Genomic DNA, 15,356 nt, shown 5'->3' on the forward strand with positions numbered 1-15,356 from the left:
GGTCACAGAGGCGGCAATTAAGCCGAAAGACGAGCGCGGCCGCGCGCACGGCGGGCTGCGAGAACCTTGCGGCCGCCGGCGGTAGCCATACGGGCGCGGAAGCCATGGCGACGCTTGCGGACAAGCTTGGACGGTTGGTAAGTACGCTTCGACATTTATTTAATACCGCGGTGTGCGGCCCTTCTTGAATTTGCAATAATTTGCAAGAGCGTTTCGTTTTTTGCACGGCTAACCCCGCCTGGGCGAGCTTTCAATGGCCGAGCGTGCGCGGCTTATAAGGGCATAGGCCGAGCAAAGTCAATTGCCGAAGGGGTTTTCGCGCTTCACCTTTTGCGGAAAACGCACCGCCATCTCCTTCGCCGACTGCCGATAGAGGCCGATTCCGGCGTGCAATCGATAAAATCTGAAATTCTTTCTTAACGCAGCATTGATAAATCTTGTGACGCGAAAAGTTATGCCAGCTTCCCATTTTCATCGCGCGGCTGGTTTTTGTTGGGGGAACGAAGTTGAGAATTCGCGGTCGTATCAATCTACTTGTCGGGCTGATGAGCCTTGTGGCCTGTACCATCGGCGGGCTGTCCATCTATGCGATCAACGAATTCCGGGTTCGGTCGCATCATTTCGAGGAAACCGCCGAGAGGGCCTACAAGGGCGAGGCGCTCAACCGTCTGGTAACGGCAGTCGTCATGGAGGCGCGCGGTGTCTACGCGGCAGCCGATGTGGCGGTAGCCACCCCCTTTGCCGACGGCATGGTCAAAAACCTCGACGCCATGGAAAAGCTCATTGCCAGCTGGGCGCCGCTCGTGCCGGCGGAACAGCAGGCGAGTTTTGACAAGCTTGTCGGCCGGTCCAAGGAATTCCGCACCTTCCGTCTGGAGACCGTGCGACTGGCGAAGGAAAACGGGCCGCAGGCGGCCAGCCAGCAGGGCAATAACGAGGCGAACCGCGCCAACCGCAAGGCCTATCAGGCGGAGATCGATGGTGTCGTGAAAAACGACCTTGCCGAACTTGAAGTCGTGAAGGCAGGAGTCGATTCTTTCAGCACCGCCATATTCTGGGTGATCGTCGCGGTGACGGTTGCCGGTGTCGGCGCGGGAGCCGCCTTCGGCCTCTACATCGGAACACGGCAGCTCAGCGCGCCCATCCGCAGGGTTTCGCAGGTGATGAATGCCGTGGCCGATGGAAATCTAGACGCGGACGTCCCCTATCTCGGCCGCAACGACGAAATCGGCGAAATGGCTGCGGCCGTCGAGGTCTTCAAGAAAAACGGCAGCGAAGTGCGCCGCATGAATGCGCAGGAAGCCGCCATGCGCGCCAAGAGCGACGATCTGCAGGCCGGCATGGCTATCGTCGTCGACGCCGCGGCCCAGGGCGATTTCAGTCGCCGCATCAACAAGGACTATGGCGACGACAACCTCAATCGTTTCGCCGCGACGATCAATTCGCTCCTCACCGGCGTCCATAATGGCGTATCCGAGACCAGCCGCGTCATCGAAGGCCTTGCGCGGGGCGATTTGACGGAGAGAATGGATGGCGAGTTCCGCGGCGTCTTCGCCGAACTTCAGGGGAACGTCAACCAGACGCTGACGAAGCTGCGCGAGACGATGCGCGAAGTGCGCGGTAGCACGGAAGGCATCAGCGGCAACGCAAACGAATTGCGCTCGGCGGCCGACGACCTGTCGAAGCGGACCGAACAGCAGGCGGCGGCGCTGGAGGAAACCTCCGCCGCTCTGGATGAGATTACCGCCGTTGTTCGCAATTCGACCGACCGTGCGCAGGAAGCCAGCGCCATGGTCGCCGAAACGAAGCAGAAGACGGAAGAGTCCGCCAATGTCGTGCGCGATGCCGTGTCCGCCATGGATCGCATCGAGCACGCCTCGCGCGAAATCAGCCAGATCATCAACGTCATCGACGAAATCGCCTTCCAGACGAACCTGCTGGCGCTGAATGCCGGTGTGGAAGCCGCCCGTGCGGGTGAAGCGGGCAAGGGCTTTGCCGTCGTCGCTCAGGAAGTGCGAGAACTTGCGCAACGATCCGCAACGGCCGCGAAGGACATCAAGGCGCTGATCACCAAATCCGGCGAGGAGGTCGGGCGTGGCGTATCGCTGGTACAGAGAACCGGCGGCGCACTGAGCGAGATCGAGACCCGCGTTCTGGCAATCAACGAGCACATCCATTCGATCGCCACGGCCGCCAGGGAACAGTCCACCGGACTGCACGAGGTGAATACCGCCATCAACCAGATGGATCAGGTAACGCAGCGCAATGCCGCCATGGTGGAGGAGACCTCGGCTGCAACCCACAAGCTGAGCAGCGAGGCGGACCATCTCGTGACGCTCGTGGCGCGCTTCAACGTCGGCGCGGAGAATGCGCAGCGCAGCCCCCGCATCGAGCAGCCAGCGAGGCCGATGACGGTCTCCGCCGGACCGGTGGCAGTCTCCGGCAGGACGCAGGCGGTGGCCTCTCCGGCCCGGAAATTGATGAACAGCGTCAGCCGCGCGCTCAATGCCCAGCCTGCGGCAGCACCCGCGCATGGCGACTGGCAGGAGTTCTAGACGACCAGCGGTCCGCTTCAAACCGAATTATCTTCGAACGCCGCCCCTGCCGGGCGGCGTTTGTTTTTCCGGCAATGAAAACCTTTATTTTGCAGCGCATTGGAAAAATACCCATTAGGTCCTATTATCATCGCTGCATATAAACCGAGCCGTTCCACGCAAGCAGCGGCGCGCATACAGGATCATGGCCCGGTGTTTTCTAAAGGCGTAGACAGCTTGGACCGCACGCAAGACGATCCGGTGCATTGCATGCCGGGATTGACCGCCGGTCTTTCGGGACGGCTGCTGCTGCTCACGGTCATCTTCGTGATGATCGCCGAAGTGCTGATCTTCGTGCCTTCCGTCGCCAATATGCGTCTTTCATGGTTGCGCGACCGTCTGAATACGGCTGCGGCCGCCGGCGCTGTCATCGACGGCCTGCAGGCCGAACTGCCGCGAAGCGTGCAGAACGACACGCTGATGGCAACCGGGGCGAAGCTTATCGCGCTGCGCAAGGACGGCACCTCACGCCTGCTCGCCGTGGCGGAAACGCCGCCGGGTGTCGATGAGCAATATGATCTTTCCGACGTTTCGCAGGTGGCGGCGGTGCGGGACGCCTTTTCCACCCTGCTGTTCGGCGGCAACCGCGTCATCCGCGTTTTCGATGTCGTCGGCGACAGCGACACGATCATCGAACTGGTGCTCGGCGAAAACAAGCTGCGGGCGGCAATGCTTGCCTATGCCCGCAACGTTTTCCTGATTTCCATCGTCCTGTCGCTGATCACCGCAGGCCTGATCTTCATCTCCATCAACCGCATCATGATCCGGCCCATACGCCGGCTGACGCTCGGCATGCAGAACTTCTCGGAGGATCCGGGCAATCCCGAGCGGATTTTCGTGCCCGAGCAGGGGGCAGACGAACTGGCGGTTGCGGGCCGCCACCTCGCCGACATGCAGACCGAACTGCAGAAAACCCTGCGGCAGCAGAAGAACCTCGTGGATCTCGGCCTCGCGGTCTCCAAGATCAATCACGACATGCGCAACATCCTGTCTTCCGCGCAGCTCATGTCGGACCGTCTGGTGGATGCCAAGGATCCGATGGTCAGGAGCTTCGCGCCGAAACTGCTGCGCACCATCGACCGCGCCGTGGCCTATACCGGCGAAGTTCTGGCTTACGGCCAGGCGACCGAAGGCGCACCGAAACGCAAGATGGTGCAGTTGAGCCTTCTGGTGCGGGATGTGCGCGATATTCTGGCGCTCGATCCGGATAGCGGCATCGAGTTTCAGGACAGCGTCCCATCCGATCTCACGGTCGATGCGGATTCCGAGCAGCTTTTCCGAGTCATCCACAATCTCTGTCGCAATGCCGTTCAGGCCCTGCAATCCGATACCGCGAATGCCGGGCTTCGGCATCTCTCCATCTCGGCCCAGAGAGCCGGTAGCGTCGTCAGCATCGTCATCGACGACAATGGGCCGGGAATGCCGCGCAAGGCCAAAGAGAACCTGTTTTCCGCTTTCAGAGGTTCGGCCCGCTCCGGCGGCACGGGCCTCGGGCTGGTCATTGCCCGCGAACTCGTGCTTGCCCATGGCGGCACGATCGCGCTCGTCGAAAAGCCCGGTCCCGGCACGCAGTTCCGCATCGAGATCGCCGACCGCGCCGCCTCCGTACAGGCGGCCAGAACCGCCTGAAAAAGCTGCTTTGCAGCCGGCTCGCGCAATCATTCTCCTCGCCCAAACGGACATGGTATCTGGCCCGTGGAAAATGATCCGCATGGAATTTTCAATATAATCAATTAGATAAATGAATTGCTGCGGAAAAATGACAATTTCGAAGCGAAATCGCTTGCATTCGGAATGAGGACGTTTTAGAGGATCGCCACGCCACCGGAAACGACCGGAACGGCACGCACCCGTAGCTCAGCTGGATAGAGCACCAGACTACGAATCTGGGGGTCAGGAGTTCGAATCTCTTCGGGTGCGCCATTTCTCTTCCCATAAAATTAAGTCCCGAGACAATCGCCGTCACGCGCGATATCGCTGATATCGGCAAGTCCGTTCAGGCGGATGCTTCGACGCTCCCCAGGACCGCGTGAATTCCGAACGTCCCGAATATGTGCTAAAGTCACCCCGTCATCAGATGTCCCCGGGGTGGAAGCCATGTTGGAAGCGGACAAGGTATTTGCGGGTTCGATTCCGGAAAATTACGACCGCTATATGGTGCCGCTGATTTTTGCGCCATTCGCCGCCGATCTGGCGCGTCGGGCGGCGGCCTTGATGCCGATTGATATTCTCGAAATCGCCGCAGGCACCGGCGCCGTCACGCGCGAATTGGCTTCCCGATTATTGCCCGCGGCAAACTATGTGGTAACCGACCTCAACCAGCCGATGCTCGATTTTGCAGCGTCGCAACAGGCGCCGGATCGCCGCATAAAATGGCAGCAGGTGGATGCCCAGACGCTGCCTTTTGAAAGCGCCGTTTTCGATCTCGTCTTCTGCCAGTTCGGCGCTATGTTCTTTAATGATCGCTTGTCGGCCTATCGCGAGGCAAAGCGGGTATTGAAGCCCGGCGGACATTATTTATTCAATGTATGGGACCGCATCGAGGAAAATCACTTCGCGGATGATGTGACGAACGCCCTGGCGCGCCTGTTCCCCGATGATCCGCCGCGCTTCATGGCCCGTACCCCGCACGGTTATCATGATACGGCACTCATTCGCCGCGAGCTGGAGGAGGCCGGCTTTTCCCGCGTGACGATTGAGACGGTGACCGCGCAGAGCCGCGCCTCTTCACCGCGCATTCCGGCCATGGCTTATTGTCAGGGAACCGTGCTTCGGACGGAAATTGAGGCGAGAGCACCGGGAGGGCTCGATACCGCGACAGATTACGCCGCCGCGGCCATTGAAGCACGGCATGGCGGTGGCGCGGTTGCCGCGAAAATTCAGGCGCATGTGATTCTTGCCGCCGTTTAAACCGGCGCTGCCGACCCGGTTCTCAGCCTATAAATGAGTGCGGGGAATATTTGAGCAATACCCCCTAAATATTAGTGGTTTTGGGTGGAGGCCTGTACCAAAGGGTTTTCCGATAGTCCGAGATTATCGGGCTTTCGAGTGTCATCGAACTTTCCGCAAACCTTCGTCATATTGTCATACAATATAAGCATATGCGCTCCAGAAAAGGAGCGCAGAATGACGCCACAATCACTTGAACTTTCGGGCATCGGCAAAGGCTTCGGGGCTGACGATGTTCTGAAAGAGATCGATCTCTCCATCCGTCCCGGAGAGTTTTTGTCTCTCGTCGGCATGTCGGGCTGCGGCAAGTCCACGCTTCTGCGTATCATTGCGGGGCTGGAAACACCGGATCGCGGTTCGGTCTCCATCGGCGATCAGGATGTGACTGAGGTTGATCCGAGCGATCGCAATCTGGCGATGGTTTTCCAGTCCTACGCCCTTTATCCGCATATGAGCGTGCGCCAGAACATTGCCACGCCGCTCAGGATGCGGCGTCTGCCCTTTGCCGCACGCCTGCCGTTGGTCGGACGATTTGCGGCCCCGGCCGAAACGCTGAGCCAGATCGATGCCGCCGTCGAACAGGCGGCCGAGACGCTACAGATCGCGCATCTGCTGGATCGCAAGCCGGCGCAGCTTTCCGGCGGCCAGCGTCAGCGTGTGGCGCTTGCCCGGGCGCTGGTGCGTTCGCCCGCCGCCTTCCTGATGGACGAGCCGCTCTCCAACCTTGATGCGAAGCTTCGCGCCCATATGCGTGAGGAACTGGCCGGCCTGCACCGTCGGCTGGGGGCGACCTTCATCTATGTCACTCATGACCAGATCGAAGCCATGACCATGTCCGACCGCATCGCATTGATGTCGGAAGGCCGCATCGAGCAGCTTGGTACGCCGGACGAGCTTTACCGCAAACCCGCGACGCTGACGGTCGCGCGTTTCATCGGCACGCCATCGATCAACCTGCTGCCGGTCGAAATCGACGCGCAGGGTAAAGTCACGGCCTTTGGACGCGATCTTGGCATCGAGGGTGTGGGCCGCGATGCCGGTCCGGCGACGCTCGGCCTTCGTGCCGAAGATTTGCGCCCGGGCGAAGAAGGTTTTGCCGTGCGCGTGGTGCGCAGCGAAACCCACGGGGCCGACCGCTTCGTGAGCTGCCGCCTGCTGAGCGACGAGACGGTCGCCATCACCCTGCGTCAGGGTGCCGGCGATGCCGTGGGCGCGGATATGAATGGCGTAATGAATCTCGGCTTTGCACCGGAACGCGCGCATCTTTTCGCGGCCGATGGCCTGCGCCGCAAGGTGACGGTGCGCGAACGGGTGCCGGCATGACGGCGGTCGATTTTTCCACAGCCGCGCGCGCGAAGGCTCGCCCGCGGCTGTCAAAGGCGGACCGGCGGATGATCTGGCGGGGCCTGATGTTCGCGGCCCCCGCAAGCCTGCTGCTTCTGGCGATCTATATCGTTCCGATGCTCGTTCTGGCCGGTTTTTCCGTCACCGATTACCAGCTCGGTTCGCTCTCCACCCGCTTTGTCGGCCTCGGAAACTTCGTCAAGGCGTTTCAGGATCCGGTCTTCCTGCGCTCTTTGGCCAATACCGCCATCTATGCGCTCATCGTCATTCCCTTCGGTGTGTTTCTGGCGCTCGGCGTGGCTTTGCTCGTTTATAACCGCAAGCGCAGCCGGGCTTTCTGGGAGGTGGCCTATTTCCTCCCCGTCACCCAACCCTCGTCGCCATGGCAACCGTGTGGCAGTTCCTGCTGCATCCTTCGCTCGGTCCGGTGAATGCGGCGATCAAATGGCTGGGCTTCGAGCCGGTCGCCTTCCTCTCCAATCCCGTCCTCCTCATTCCCACCATGGCGCTGATGGGCGTCTGGCAGATCCTGGGTTTCAACATGGTGCTGTTCCTCGCGGGCCTCACCGCCATTTCGAAGGATCTGCACGAGGCGGCGCGGCTGGATGGCGCCAAGAACCCGATCGACCGCTTCCTGACCGTGACTTGGCCGATGCTTGGGCCGACGACCATGTTCGTGGTGGTCACCACCTCCATCTCGGCCTTCAAGGTGTTCGAGACGGTGGCTGTGCTCACCAAGGGCCGCTTCGGATCGGAAACCCTGCTGTTCGATCTCTATCTCGAAGGTTTCGAATATTCGAACACCGGTTATGCCGCCGCGCTGACGATTATCTTCCTCGCGATCGTGCTGGTCCTGTCTATCGGCCAGACGCTGCACATGGACCGGAAGGTGCACTACTGATGGCCGCACTCCGCAAATATCTCCCACATCTCGTGCTCGCCCTTGGCGCTTTCGTGATGCTCCTGCCGTTCTACTGGATGGTGTTGACCTCGATCCGCTCACCGGCAGAGATTTTCGATGTCTCGCTCTGGCCAATCCCGCAGAAATTCGACGCGGCCGATAATTATTCTAGAGCGGCAGGTCAGGTACCGATGGCGCGTTTCATGCTCAACGGCGTCATCGTCTGCGTCGGCATTCTCGTCGTGCAGATCCTGACGTCGGTTCCGGCTGCCTATGCGCTGGCGAAGCTCCGGTTCCCGGGCCGCAAGCTGCTGCTGGGCCTCGTCATTGCGGCGCTCTGCGTTCCCATTCAGGCGCTCGCCCTCCCGCTCTTTGTCGGTCTCGCCAAGACGGAGCTTCTGAATACTTACTTCGCGATGATGATGCCGTTCTTCCTTTCGGTCTTCGCCATCTTCCTGTTCAACCAGTCCTTCCGCAGCTATCCGAATGAAATCATCGAGGCTGCTCGCATGGACGGGTTCTCGGAAATGGAGATTTGCTGGGGACTGGTCCTTCGCGGATCGCTGCCTTCGCTCGCCGCTTTCTCGATCTTTTCGCTCGTTGCCCACTGGAACGACCTTTATTGGCCGATGATCGTGGTCTCCGACACCAATCTCGCCCCGCCGCCGCTTGGCATGATGCTCTTCGCCGATGTCGAATCCGGCGCGAATTACGGTGCGCTGATGGCGGGCGCCACACTGATTACCGCGCCGATGGTGCTGTGCTTCCTCCTCGCACGGCGGCACTTCATCGCCGGTATTACCATGACCGGCGTCAAGTGACGCCGTTCAGATTTCCTCCTCCCAACCTCTCTGGAGACTGACATGAAACTCAACCGACGCGCTGTGATGGGCGGTCTGGCTCTCGGCATGGCTTTTGCGGGCCTCGCTCAGCCGGTTCTGGCTAATGAAATCACGCTCAACGTTCTCTACAACCTGCCGGGCTTCACCAAGTTCCATCAGCCGCTGGCCGATGAATTCATGAAGAAGAACCCGGACGTGAAGATCAACTTCCTCGCTCCGGCCGCCGGTTACAATGAAGGCCAGCAGCAGGTTCTGCGCTCCGCCGTAACGGGCAATCTGCCGGATGTTTATTTCTCGGGTTACAACCTGACGGCGGAACTCGTTCACACGCTCGCACCGCGCAACCAGATCACCGATCTCGGCCCGTTCATTCAGGCTGAAGGCGGTCAGGCCTTCCTCGACAAGAACTACAGCCCTAAGATGGCTGCACTCGGCCAGATCGACGGCAAGCAGTATGGCCTGCCGGTCAACGCCTCCTCGCCGATCATCTACATCAACTCCGACCTCGTCACCAAGGCTGGCGGCGACCCGGACAAGATGCCGACGACCTTTGCGGAACTCATTGCTCTCGCAAAGAAGATCAAGGCTCTCGACCCGAAGTTCGCCGGCATGAGCTACGACATCAACGGCTGGCCGGATGACTGGTTGTGGCAGGCGCTCATCGTCGAACAGGGCGGCAAGCTCGTTGACGAGAAGGCCAAGACCGTTGGCTTCGACAACGAGATCGGCCTCAACGCCCTGAAGATGACCCGTCAGTTCGTCACCGAAGGCGGCCAGAACCTGCTCGACTGGGATCAGTCGCGCCAGCAGTTCGGTGCAGGCCTCACTGGTTTCATCTTCTCGACGCCTGCCCATGTTCAGACGATCCAGGGTCTGGTCGGCGACCGCTTCAAGCTGAAGACCGCGACCTTCCCGCTCGACAACAAGGAAAAGGGCGGCGTTCCGACCGGCGGCAACTCGGCTGTTATCCTGACCCAGGAAAAGGCCAAGCAGGACGCCGCCTGGAAGTACCTGAAGTGGATCACCGGTCCGGAAGCGCAGAACACCATCGTTCGCATCACCGGTTACCTGCCGACCAACAAGCTGGCCACCGGCCCGGACTTCCTCGCTCCCTATTATGTCGAGAACCCGAATGTGAAGACCGCTTCGCTTCAGGCTGACCGTTCTCTGCCCTGGGCAGGTTATCCGGGTGGCGATTCCGTCCGCATCTGGCGCACCCAGCGCGACATCATCGGCACCGTCATGCGCGGTGAGGTGACGCCGGAAGCTGGTCTGAAGCAGATCGTCGAGCAGACCAACGCCCTGCTGAAATAAGCAAAACCATCGAAAAGGCTGCGGGGAAATCCGTTCCCGCAGCTATTTTGCGCAGAAAGACCTGTTATGAAGATCATCCAGATCACCGACACCCATCTCGTCCCCCCCGGCATTGCTGTAAACGGCGTCGACCCGGAAAAGCAGCTGCGCGCGGCGGTGGCCGATATTGTCGAAAAACATGCCGACGCCGATCTTCTTGTGATGACGGGTGATCTTTGCAATTACGGCGAGCCGGAAGCCTATGAGCTGCTGCGCGATATTCTCGCGCCCGTCTCGATCCCCGTGCAGTTGATGCTCGGCAATCACGACCGCCGCCCGGAATTCGTCGCGGCTTTTCCGGAGCAGCCGCGTGACGATAACGGCTATATCCAGTCCTTCATCGATACCGAATTCGGTCGGCTGCTGTTTCTCGATAGCCATGAGGCCGATGTGATCGGCGGCATGTATGGTGCGGATCGTCTGGCATGGCTGGAGAGTGCGCTGGAAAGCGCGGGCAACCTGCCGGTGACGGTGTTCATTCATCACCCGCCGATGGATTGCGGCATCCGCCATTTCGAACATATCGGCATGCATGATGACGGTGCTGTCATGCGCCGTCTCGCCGCTCATCCGGCCGGTATACGTCATATCATTTTTGGCCATATCCATGTGCCGATGGCCGGTACGACCGCCGAAGGCATCGCCTACAGTTCCGGTCAGGCCTGCGCGCACCGTTTCATCACCGATATCGATGTTGTCGATCCTCTGTGGACGGGCGGCAATCCCTGTTACCGGGTCATAAGCCTGGGCGCATTCGGTCTGCGCGCCTATGATGCGGAAGTGGGGCAGGTCGTGCTCGGTCAGGCGCCTGTCTGCGAAGGTCCCTGACACCGGACGTTTCCGTGTTGCATGGAGATGACCTTCGCCTCGTCGCCTGTTGGCGGTGGTGAGGGAGAGGTTTTGACGATTGCAAGCCTGCGGTGGTGAGAAGACCCCCGTGGCCTGTCGCGCCGATGCGCCACTTCTGGTTTGTTGAACGGGATGTGATGCATCGGAACCATGGTTCCGTGCGCACCCTTGATCTATGTCAGTTTCATCGATGAAACTGCACGCCATAGTCGCCGAAAGGTGGCCAGCCGAATGCCGTGCCATCGTGATGACAGATCATGGAGAATTGCATGCTTGAAAAGCGTATCCGCAACGCGTCCCTCTTGAACAGGATCGTCAGCGCCGAAGAGGCCGCCAGTCTCATTCAGGACGGCATGACGGTGGGCATGAGCGGCTTTACGCGCGCCGGCGAAGCGAAGGCGGTGCCGCTGGCGCTGGCCGAGCGCGCCAAGACGAACCCCATGAAAATCACCCTGATGACCGGTGCGTCGCTCGGCAACGATCTCGACAAGACCATGGTGGAGGCGGGCATGCTGGCGCGCCGCATGCCGTTCCAGTCCGATCCGGCTTTGCGCAGGGCGATCAATGACGGCAAGGTGATGTTCATCGATCAGCATCTTTCCGAAACGGTCGAGCAATTGCGCGGCGGCCAGATCCATGGGGTCGATATCGCCATTGTCGAGGCTGTGGCGATCACGGCGGAAGGCGGCATCGTGCCAACCACTTCCGTCGGCAATTCCGCGAGCTTCGCCATTCTGGCCGACAAGGTGATCGTTGAAATCAACCTGTCGCAGCCCGAGGTGCTGGAGGGGTTGCACGACATCTTCATTCCCGCCAAGCGCCCGACCCGCATGCCCATTCCGGTGGTGGCCACGGATAGCCGTGTCGGCCTGCCGTTCATTCCGGTGCCACCGGAAAAGATCGCCGCCATCGTGCTGAGTGATAAGAGCGACAGTTTTTCAACCGTGCTGCCGCCGGATGACGAGACCAAGGCCATTGCCGGCCATCTCACCGAGTTCCTGCTGAATGAGGTGCGCCACGGCCGCATGACCCATGAGCTCCAGCCGCTCCAGGCCGGCATTGGCACCATTGCCAATGCCGTGATGCACGGTTTCATCGATACGCCGTTTCACGATCTCAAAATGTATTCGGAGGTCCTGCAGGATTCGACTTTCGAACTGTTTGATGCGGGCAAGCTCACCTTCGCCTCCGGTTCGTCGATCACGCTGTCTTCCGCCATGAACGAGCAGGTGATGCCGCGACTGGCGGAATATAAGAGCAGGCTTATCCTGCGGCCGCAGGAGGTCAGCAACCACCCGGAAGTCATCCGCCGCCTCGGCATTATCGGTATCAATACGGCACTGGAATTCGATATCTACGGAAACGTCAATTCCACCCATGTCGGCGGAACGCACATGATGAACGGCATCGGCGGTTCGGGGGATTTCGCCCGCAACGCCTATATGTCCATCTTCGTCACCAAATCGATCGCCAAGGGCGGGGCCATTTCAAGCGTCGTGCCGATGGTCAGCCATGTCGATCATACTGAACATGATGTCGATATTCTCGTCACCGAAATCGGGCTTGCCGATCTGCGTGGGCTGGCGCCTCGCGAGCGCGCGGCGGTCATCATCGCGAACTGCGTGCATCCTGATTATCGCGATGCGCTGACGGATTATTACCGGCGGGCGGCGGCGCGGGGTGGGCACACGCCGCATCTCATCGAAGAAGCGCTCTCCTGGCATGCGGCTCTGCGGGAAAGGGGCACGATGCTGCCGCAGAAATAGGCCTGCATTTTAGAAGGCGCCCCGTTGCCGGTGTGACAGCAGCGCAATTGGGTCCGTTTGGACACACAGGAGCGGAAATTGTCCGCTCCTGTGCTGTGGTTGCTGGCGCGTCTGTTCCGCCTCCGGTAGAAAATCCTCTCCCCCGGCTGCTGTCCGGCTGCCTCTGGGTTGTAGGAGAGTAACGTGATGCCCATTCGCTTCGTGGCCATGATCGCCATTGTCGCCCTGCTCGCCGGCTGCGGGGGGCGTCCGATTGGGGTCATGACGCCGACGGGGCAGACCGTGGCGGGAACCACACCGGTCAATCTTCTGGTCGCCACCACCCGCGCACCATCGGAAAACGCCGCCGTGCTTTTTGGCGGCGAGCGTGGAACGGGTCTGAAGGTGGATGCGGTGACGGTTTCCATTCCGCCCAATGCCAATCGCAAGGTCGGGCAGGTGCAATGGCCGAAGAAACTGCCGCCGAACCCGCTGAAGGATTTCACCACGGTTGCGGTGGAGCCCATTCGCTCCGAAGCCGAGACACGAAGCTGGATCAGCAAACATATCCAGAAGGATCGCCGCGTCCTGGTCTTCGTGCACGGTTTCAATAACCGTTACGAAGAATCCGTCTATCGCTTCGCCCAGATCGTCCATGATTCCGGCACGGATGTCGTGCCGGTGGTCTTCACCTGGCCGTCGCGGGCGAGCATTTTCGACTATAATTACGACAAGGAAAGCACCAACTACTCGCGCGATGCGCTGGAGGAGATGCTGACCCGCCTCGCCAAGGACAAGTCCATCGGCGAGGTCACGGTCATGGCCCATTCCATGGGCACCTGGCTTGCGGTGGAGGCGTTGCGCCAGATGGCCATCCGCAATGGCCGGGTCGATCCGAAGATCGGCAATGTCATTCTCGCCGCACCCGATCTCGATGTGGACGTGTTCAGCCGGCAGTTCGCAAGCCTCGGCAAAACCCCGCCGAAATTCACCCTGTTCGTTTCGCAGGATGATCGCGCTCTCAGCCTGTCACGCCGTATTTCCGGCAATGTCGATCGTCTCGGCCAGATCGACCCATCGGTCGAACCCTATCGCAGCGAGCTTGAAAAGGCCGGCATCACCGTTCTGGATTTGACCAAGCTGCAATCCGGCGACCGACTGAATCACGGCAAATTTGCCGAAAGCCCCGAGGTTGTCCGGCTTATCGGCGACCGCCTTATCGCCGGACAGACGGTGACGGATTCCGATGTCGGCTTGGGTGAGGCGCTGGGTGCCGTCAGCATCGGCGCTGCGCAAACCGTCGGGACGGCGGCGAGCGTCGTGGTCAGCGCGCCGATTGCGGTCTTTGATCCGCGCACGCGTGAAAATTACGGCAGGCAAGTGGAACGGCTCGGCCGCTCCGTGGAAAATACCGTCGGATCGGTGGGCGATACCGCCGGTTCCGTGGTGGACGATCAGGCTGTTCAGTCATCGAGAGTGAATTGCGAGGCGGCCCCCAATCGAAACCGGGCAGAGTGCCGTAACCGATAGATCAAAGATCAAAAGCGCGATGGTGAAACCGTAAGCGGTTTTCATCATCTCGCCCTCGCAGATTTGTATACAGCTTGTATTTTTATCTGTATGGTCGGGTCAACAACCCAACTTCCGGAGTAGACCACCATGCGTTGGAAACGCACCCTCCAGCTTCTCGATGTTCATTGCGAAGGCGAAATCGGCCGTGTCGTCACCGGCGGCGCGCCGAAAATTCCCGGCAACACGGTGGCCGAACAGCTTCACTGGATGAATACCGATCCGCAGGGTGAGGCGCTTCGTCGCTTTCTGACACTGGAGCCGCGCGGCACGCCGATGGGATCGGTCAATCTTCTCCTGCCGCCGAAGCACCCGGATGCGCACGCCGCCTTCGTCATTCTCCAGCCGGATCAGGCGCATGCCAGCTCCGGTTCCAATTCCATCTGCGCGACGACGGCGCTGCTGGAAAGCGGCATGGTGGAAATGCAGGAGCCGGAAACCGTCATCATCCTCGAAACGGCCGCCGGTCTGGTCAAGGCCACGGCCACCTGCCGCGACGGCCGTTGCGAAAAGGTCAAGCTGACCATGGTGCCATCCTTCGTGCATGAGCTGGATGTCAGCATCGACACGCCCGAATGGGGCAGGGTGACGATGGATATTTCCTACGGCGGCATTTTTTATGCGCTCGTCGATGTCCGCCAGATCGGCCTGACGATCGAAAAGGCCAATGCGGCCAAACTGGTCTCGGCGGGCATGATTCTGAAAGATCTGGTCAACCGTGAAATGACCGTCGTTCATCCGGAAATCCCGGCCATTTCCGGTGTCGCCTATGTCATGTTCCGCGATGTGGATGCGGATGGCTCCATCCGCACCTGCACCACCATGTGGCCGGGCCGGGCGGATCGCTCGCCCTGCGGCACAGGTAATTCCGCCAATCTCGCCACGCTTTATGCGCGCGGCAAGGTGAAGGTGGGAGACGAGTATAAATCCCGCTCGATCATCGGTTCGGAATTCGATGTCGGCCTTTCCGCCGTCACCGAGGTGGCGGGCCGCCCGGCTGTCATCCCCACCATTGCCGGGCGCGGCTTCACCTTCGGGCTGCATCAGGTGGGTCTCGATCCGTTTGATCCGCTGGCCGATGGTTTCGCCATGACCGATGTCTGGGGGCCGGAAGCGGGCAACATCTGAGGCATGCTTTAAAAAAATGACATTTACAGCCGCCCGATGAACTTTGGCGGCTGTTTTCCCGCGGCAAAAGATGCTAAGCGGG

General features: G+C 60.3%; 11 protein-coding genes, 1 tRNA gene and 1 pseudogene. 12 read left to right on the plus strand and 1 reads right to left on the minus strand.

Annotated features, from left to right (window positions below; translation table 11 throughout):
• Window positions 1–17: 17 nt before the first annotated feature.
• Entirely contained in the window at window positions 18–155 is a 138-nt protein-coding gene (rpmH, locus tag L904_RS01600) for a 50S ribosomal protein L34 (protein WP_003493611.1), read from the minus strand.
• 351 nt (window positions 156–506) lie between these two features.
• Here rpmH and L904_RS01605 point away from each other — a divergent pair, with 351 nt between their 5' ends.
• From L904_RS01605 to L904_RS01660, 12 genes and pseudogenes are all read left to right on the plus strand, one after another.
• Window positions 507–2,555, plus strand: a complete 2,049-nt coding sequence (locus tag L904_RS01605) for a methyl-accepting chemotaxis protein (RefSeq protein ID WP_020811791.1) — start codon at window positions 507–509, stop codon at window positions 2,553–2,555.
• 249 nt (window positions 2,556–2,804) lie between these two features.
• On the plus strand, window positions 2,805–4,223 hold the full coding sequence (locus L904_RS01610; RefSeq protein WP_035263949.1) for an ATP-binding protein: 1,419 nt from the start codon (window positions 2,805–2,807) through the stop codon (window positions 4,221–4,223).
• A gap of 217 nt (window positions 4,224–4,440) precedes the next feature.
• A tRNA-Arg gene (locus L904_RS01615) sits at window positions 4,441–4,517 on the plus strand.
• Window positions 4,518–4,691: 174 nt separating this feature from the next.
• Window positions 4,692–5,504, plus strand: coding sequence for a class I SAM-dependent methyltransferase (locus L904_RS01620; protein ID WP_020811731.1), 813 nt, complete (start codon window positions 4,692–4,694; stop codon window positions 5,502–5,504).
• A gap of 216 nt (window positions 5,505–5,720) precedes the next feature.
• Window positions 5,721–6,866 carry an ABC transporter ATP-binding protein gene (locus L904_RS01625; protein ID WP_020811732.1) on the plus strand — a complete coding sequence of 382 codons (1,146 nt, stop codon included), beginning with the start codon at window positions 5,721–5,723 and terminating at the stop codon, window positions 6,864–6,866.
• A pseudogene (locus L904_RS01630) lies at window positions 6,863–7,788 on the plus strand (carbohydrate ABC transporter permease). Before L904_RS01625 ends, L904_RS01630 begins: the two are co-directional and overlap by 4 nt.
• On the plus strand, window positions 7,788–8,609 hold the full coding sequence (locus L904_RS01635) for a carbohydrate ABC transporter permease (protein WP_035265037.1): 822 nt from the start codon (window positions 7,788–7,790) through the stop codon (window positions 8,607–8,609). The pseudogene L904_RS01630 and the gene L904_RS01635 overlap by 1 nt, the downstream one beginning before the upstream one ends.
• A 42-nt stretch (window positions 8,610–8,651) precedes the next feature.
• The gene (locus L904_RS01640; RefSeq protein WP_003503651.1) at window positions 8,652–9,944 is read left to right on the plus strand and encodes an ABC transporter substrate-binding protein; all 1,293 of its coding nucleotides are present in this window, start codon (window positions 8,652–8,654) and stop codon (window positions 9,942–9,944) included.
• A gap of 66 nt (window positions 9,945–10,010) precedes the next feature.
• Window positions 10,011–10,811 carry a phosphodiesterase gene (locus L904_RS01645; RefSeq protein WP_035265039.1) on the plus strand — a complete coding sequence of 267 codons (801 nt, stop codon included), beginning with the start codon at window positions 10,011–10,013 and terminating at the stop codon, window positions 10,809–10,811.
• Between the two features lie 290 nt (window positions 10,812–11,101).
• Window positions 11,102–12,598: an acetyl-CoA hydrolase/transferase family protein gene (locus L904_RS01650; protein ID WP_035265043.1), complete on the plus strand. Its 1,497-nt coding sequence runs from the start codon at window positions 11,102–11,104 to the stop codon at window positions 12,596–12,598.
• Between the two features lie 186 nt (window positions 12,599–12,784).
• Window positions 12,785–14,107 carry an alpha/beta hydrolase gene (locus L904_RS01655; protein ID WP_035265045.1) on the plus strand — a complete coding sequence of 441 codons (1,323 nt, stop codon included), beginning with the start codon at window positions 12,785–12,787 and terminating at the stop codon, window positions 14,105–14,107.
• 129 nt (window positions 14,108–14,236) lie between these two features.
• Window positions 14,237–15,274 (plus strand): 4-hydroxyproline epimerase, encoded by a 1,038-nt coding sequence (locus tag L904_RS01660; RefSeq protein ID WP_003520015.1) that lies wholly within the window; start codon window positions 14,237–14,239, stop codon window positions 15,272–15,274.
• The last annotated feature ends 82 nt before the right edge of the window (window positions 15,275–15,356 follow it).

This window comes from Agrobacterium sp. LY4, from assembly GCF_001526585.1.
Taxonomy (GTDB): Bacteria; Pseudomonadota; Alphaproteobacteria; order Rhizobiales; family Rhizobiaceae; genus Agrobacterium; species Agrobacterium leguminum.

Bases quoted from the DNA above. Each gene is read 5' to 3' on its own strand.
- rpmH (WP_003493611.1), bottom strand. From the start codon at position 155: ATGTCGAAGCGTACTTACCAACCGTCCAAGCTTGTCCGCAAGCGTCGC.
- L904_RS01610 (WP_035263949.1), top strand. From the start codon at position 2,805: ATGCCGGGATTGACCGCCGGTCTTTCGGGACGGCTGCTGCTGCTCACG.
- L904_RS01620 (WP_020811731.1), top strand. From the start codon at position 4,692: ATGTTGGAAGCGGACAAGGTATTTGCGGGTTCGATTCCGGAAAATTAC.
- L904_RS01625 (WP_020811732.1), top strand. From the start codon at position 5,721: ATGACGCCACAATCACTTGAACTTTCGGGCATCGGCAAAGGCTTCGGG.
- L904_RS01635 (WP_035265037.1), top strand. From the start codon at position 7,788: ATGGCCGCACTCCGCAAATATCTCCCACATCTCGTGCTCGCCCTTGGC.
- L904_RS01640 (WP_003503651.1), top strand. From the start codon at position 8,652: ATGAAACTCAACCGACGCGCTGTGATGGGCGGTCTGGCTCTCGGCATG.
- L904_RS01645 (WP_035265039.1), top strand. From the start codon at position 10,011: ATGAAGATCATCCAGATCACCGACACCCATCTCGTCCCCCCCGGCATT.
- L904_RS01650 (WP_035265043.1), top strand. From the start codon at position 11,102: ATGCTTGAAAAGCGTATCCGCAACGCGTCCCTCTTGAACAGGATCGTC.
- L904_RS01655 (WP_035265045.1), top strand. From the start codon at position 12,785: ATGCCCATTCGCTTCGTGGCCATGATCGCCATTGTCGCCCTGCTCGCC.
- L904_RS01660 (WP_003520015.1), top strand. From the start codon at position 14,237: ATGCGTTGGAAACGCACCCTCCAGCTTCTCGATGTTCATTGCGAAGGC.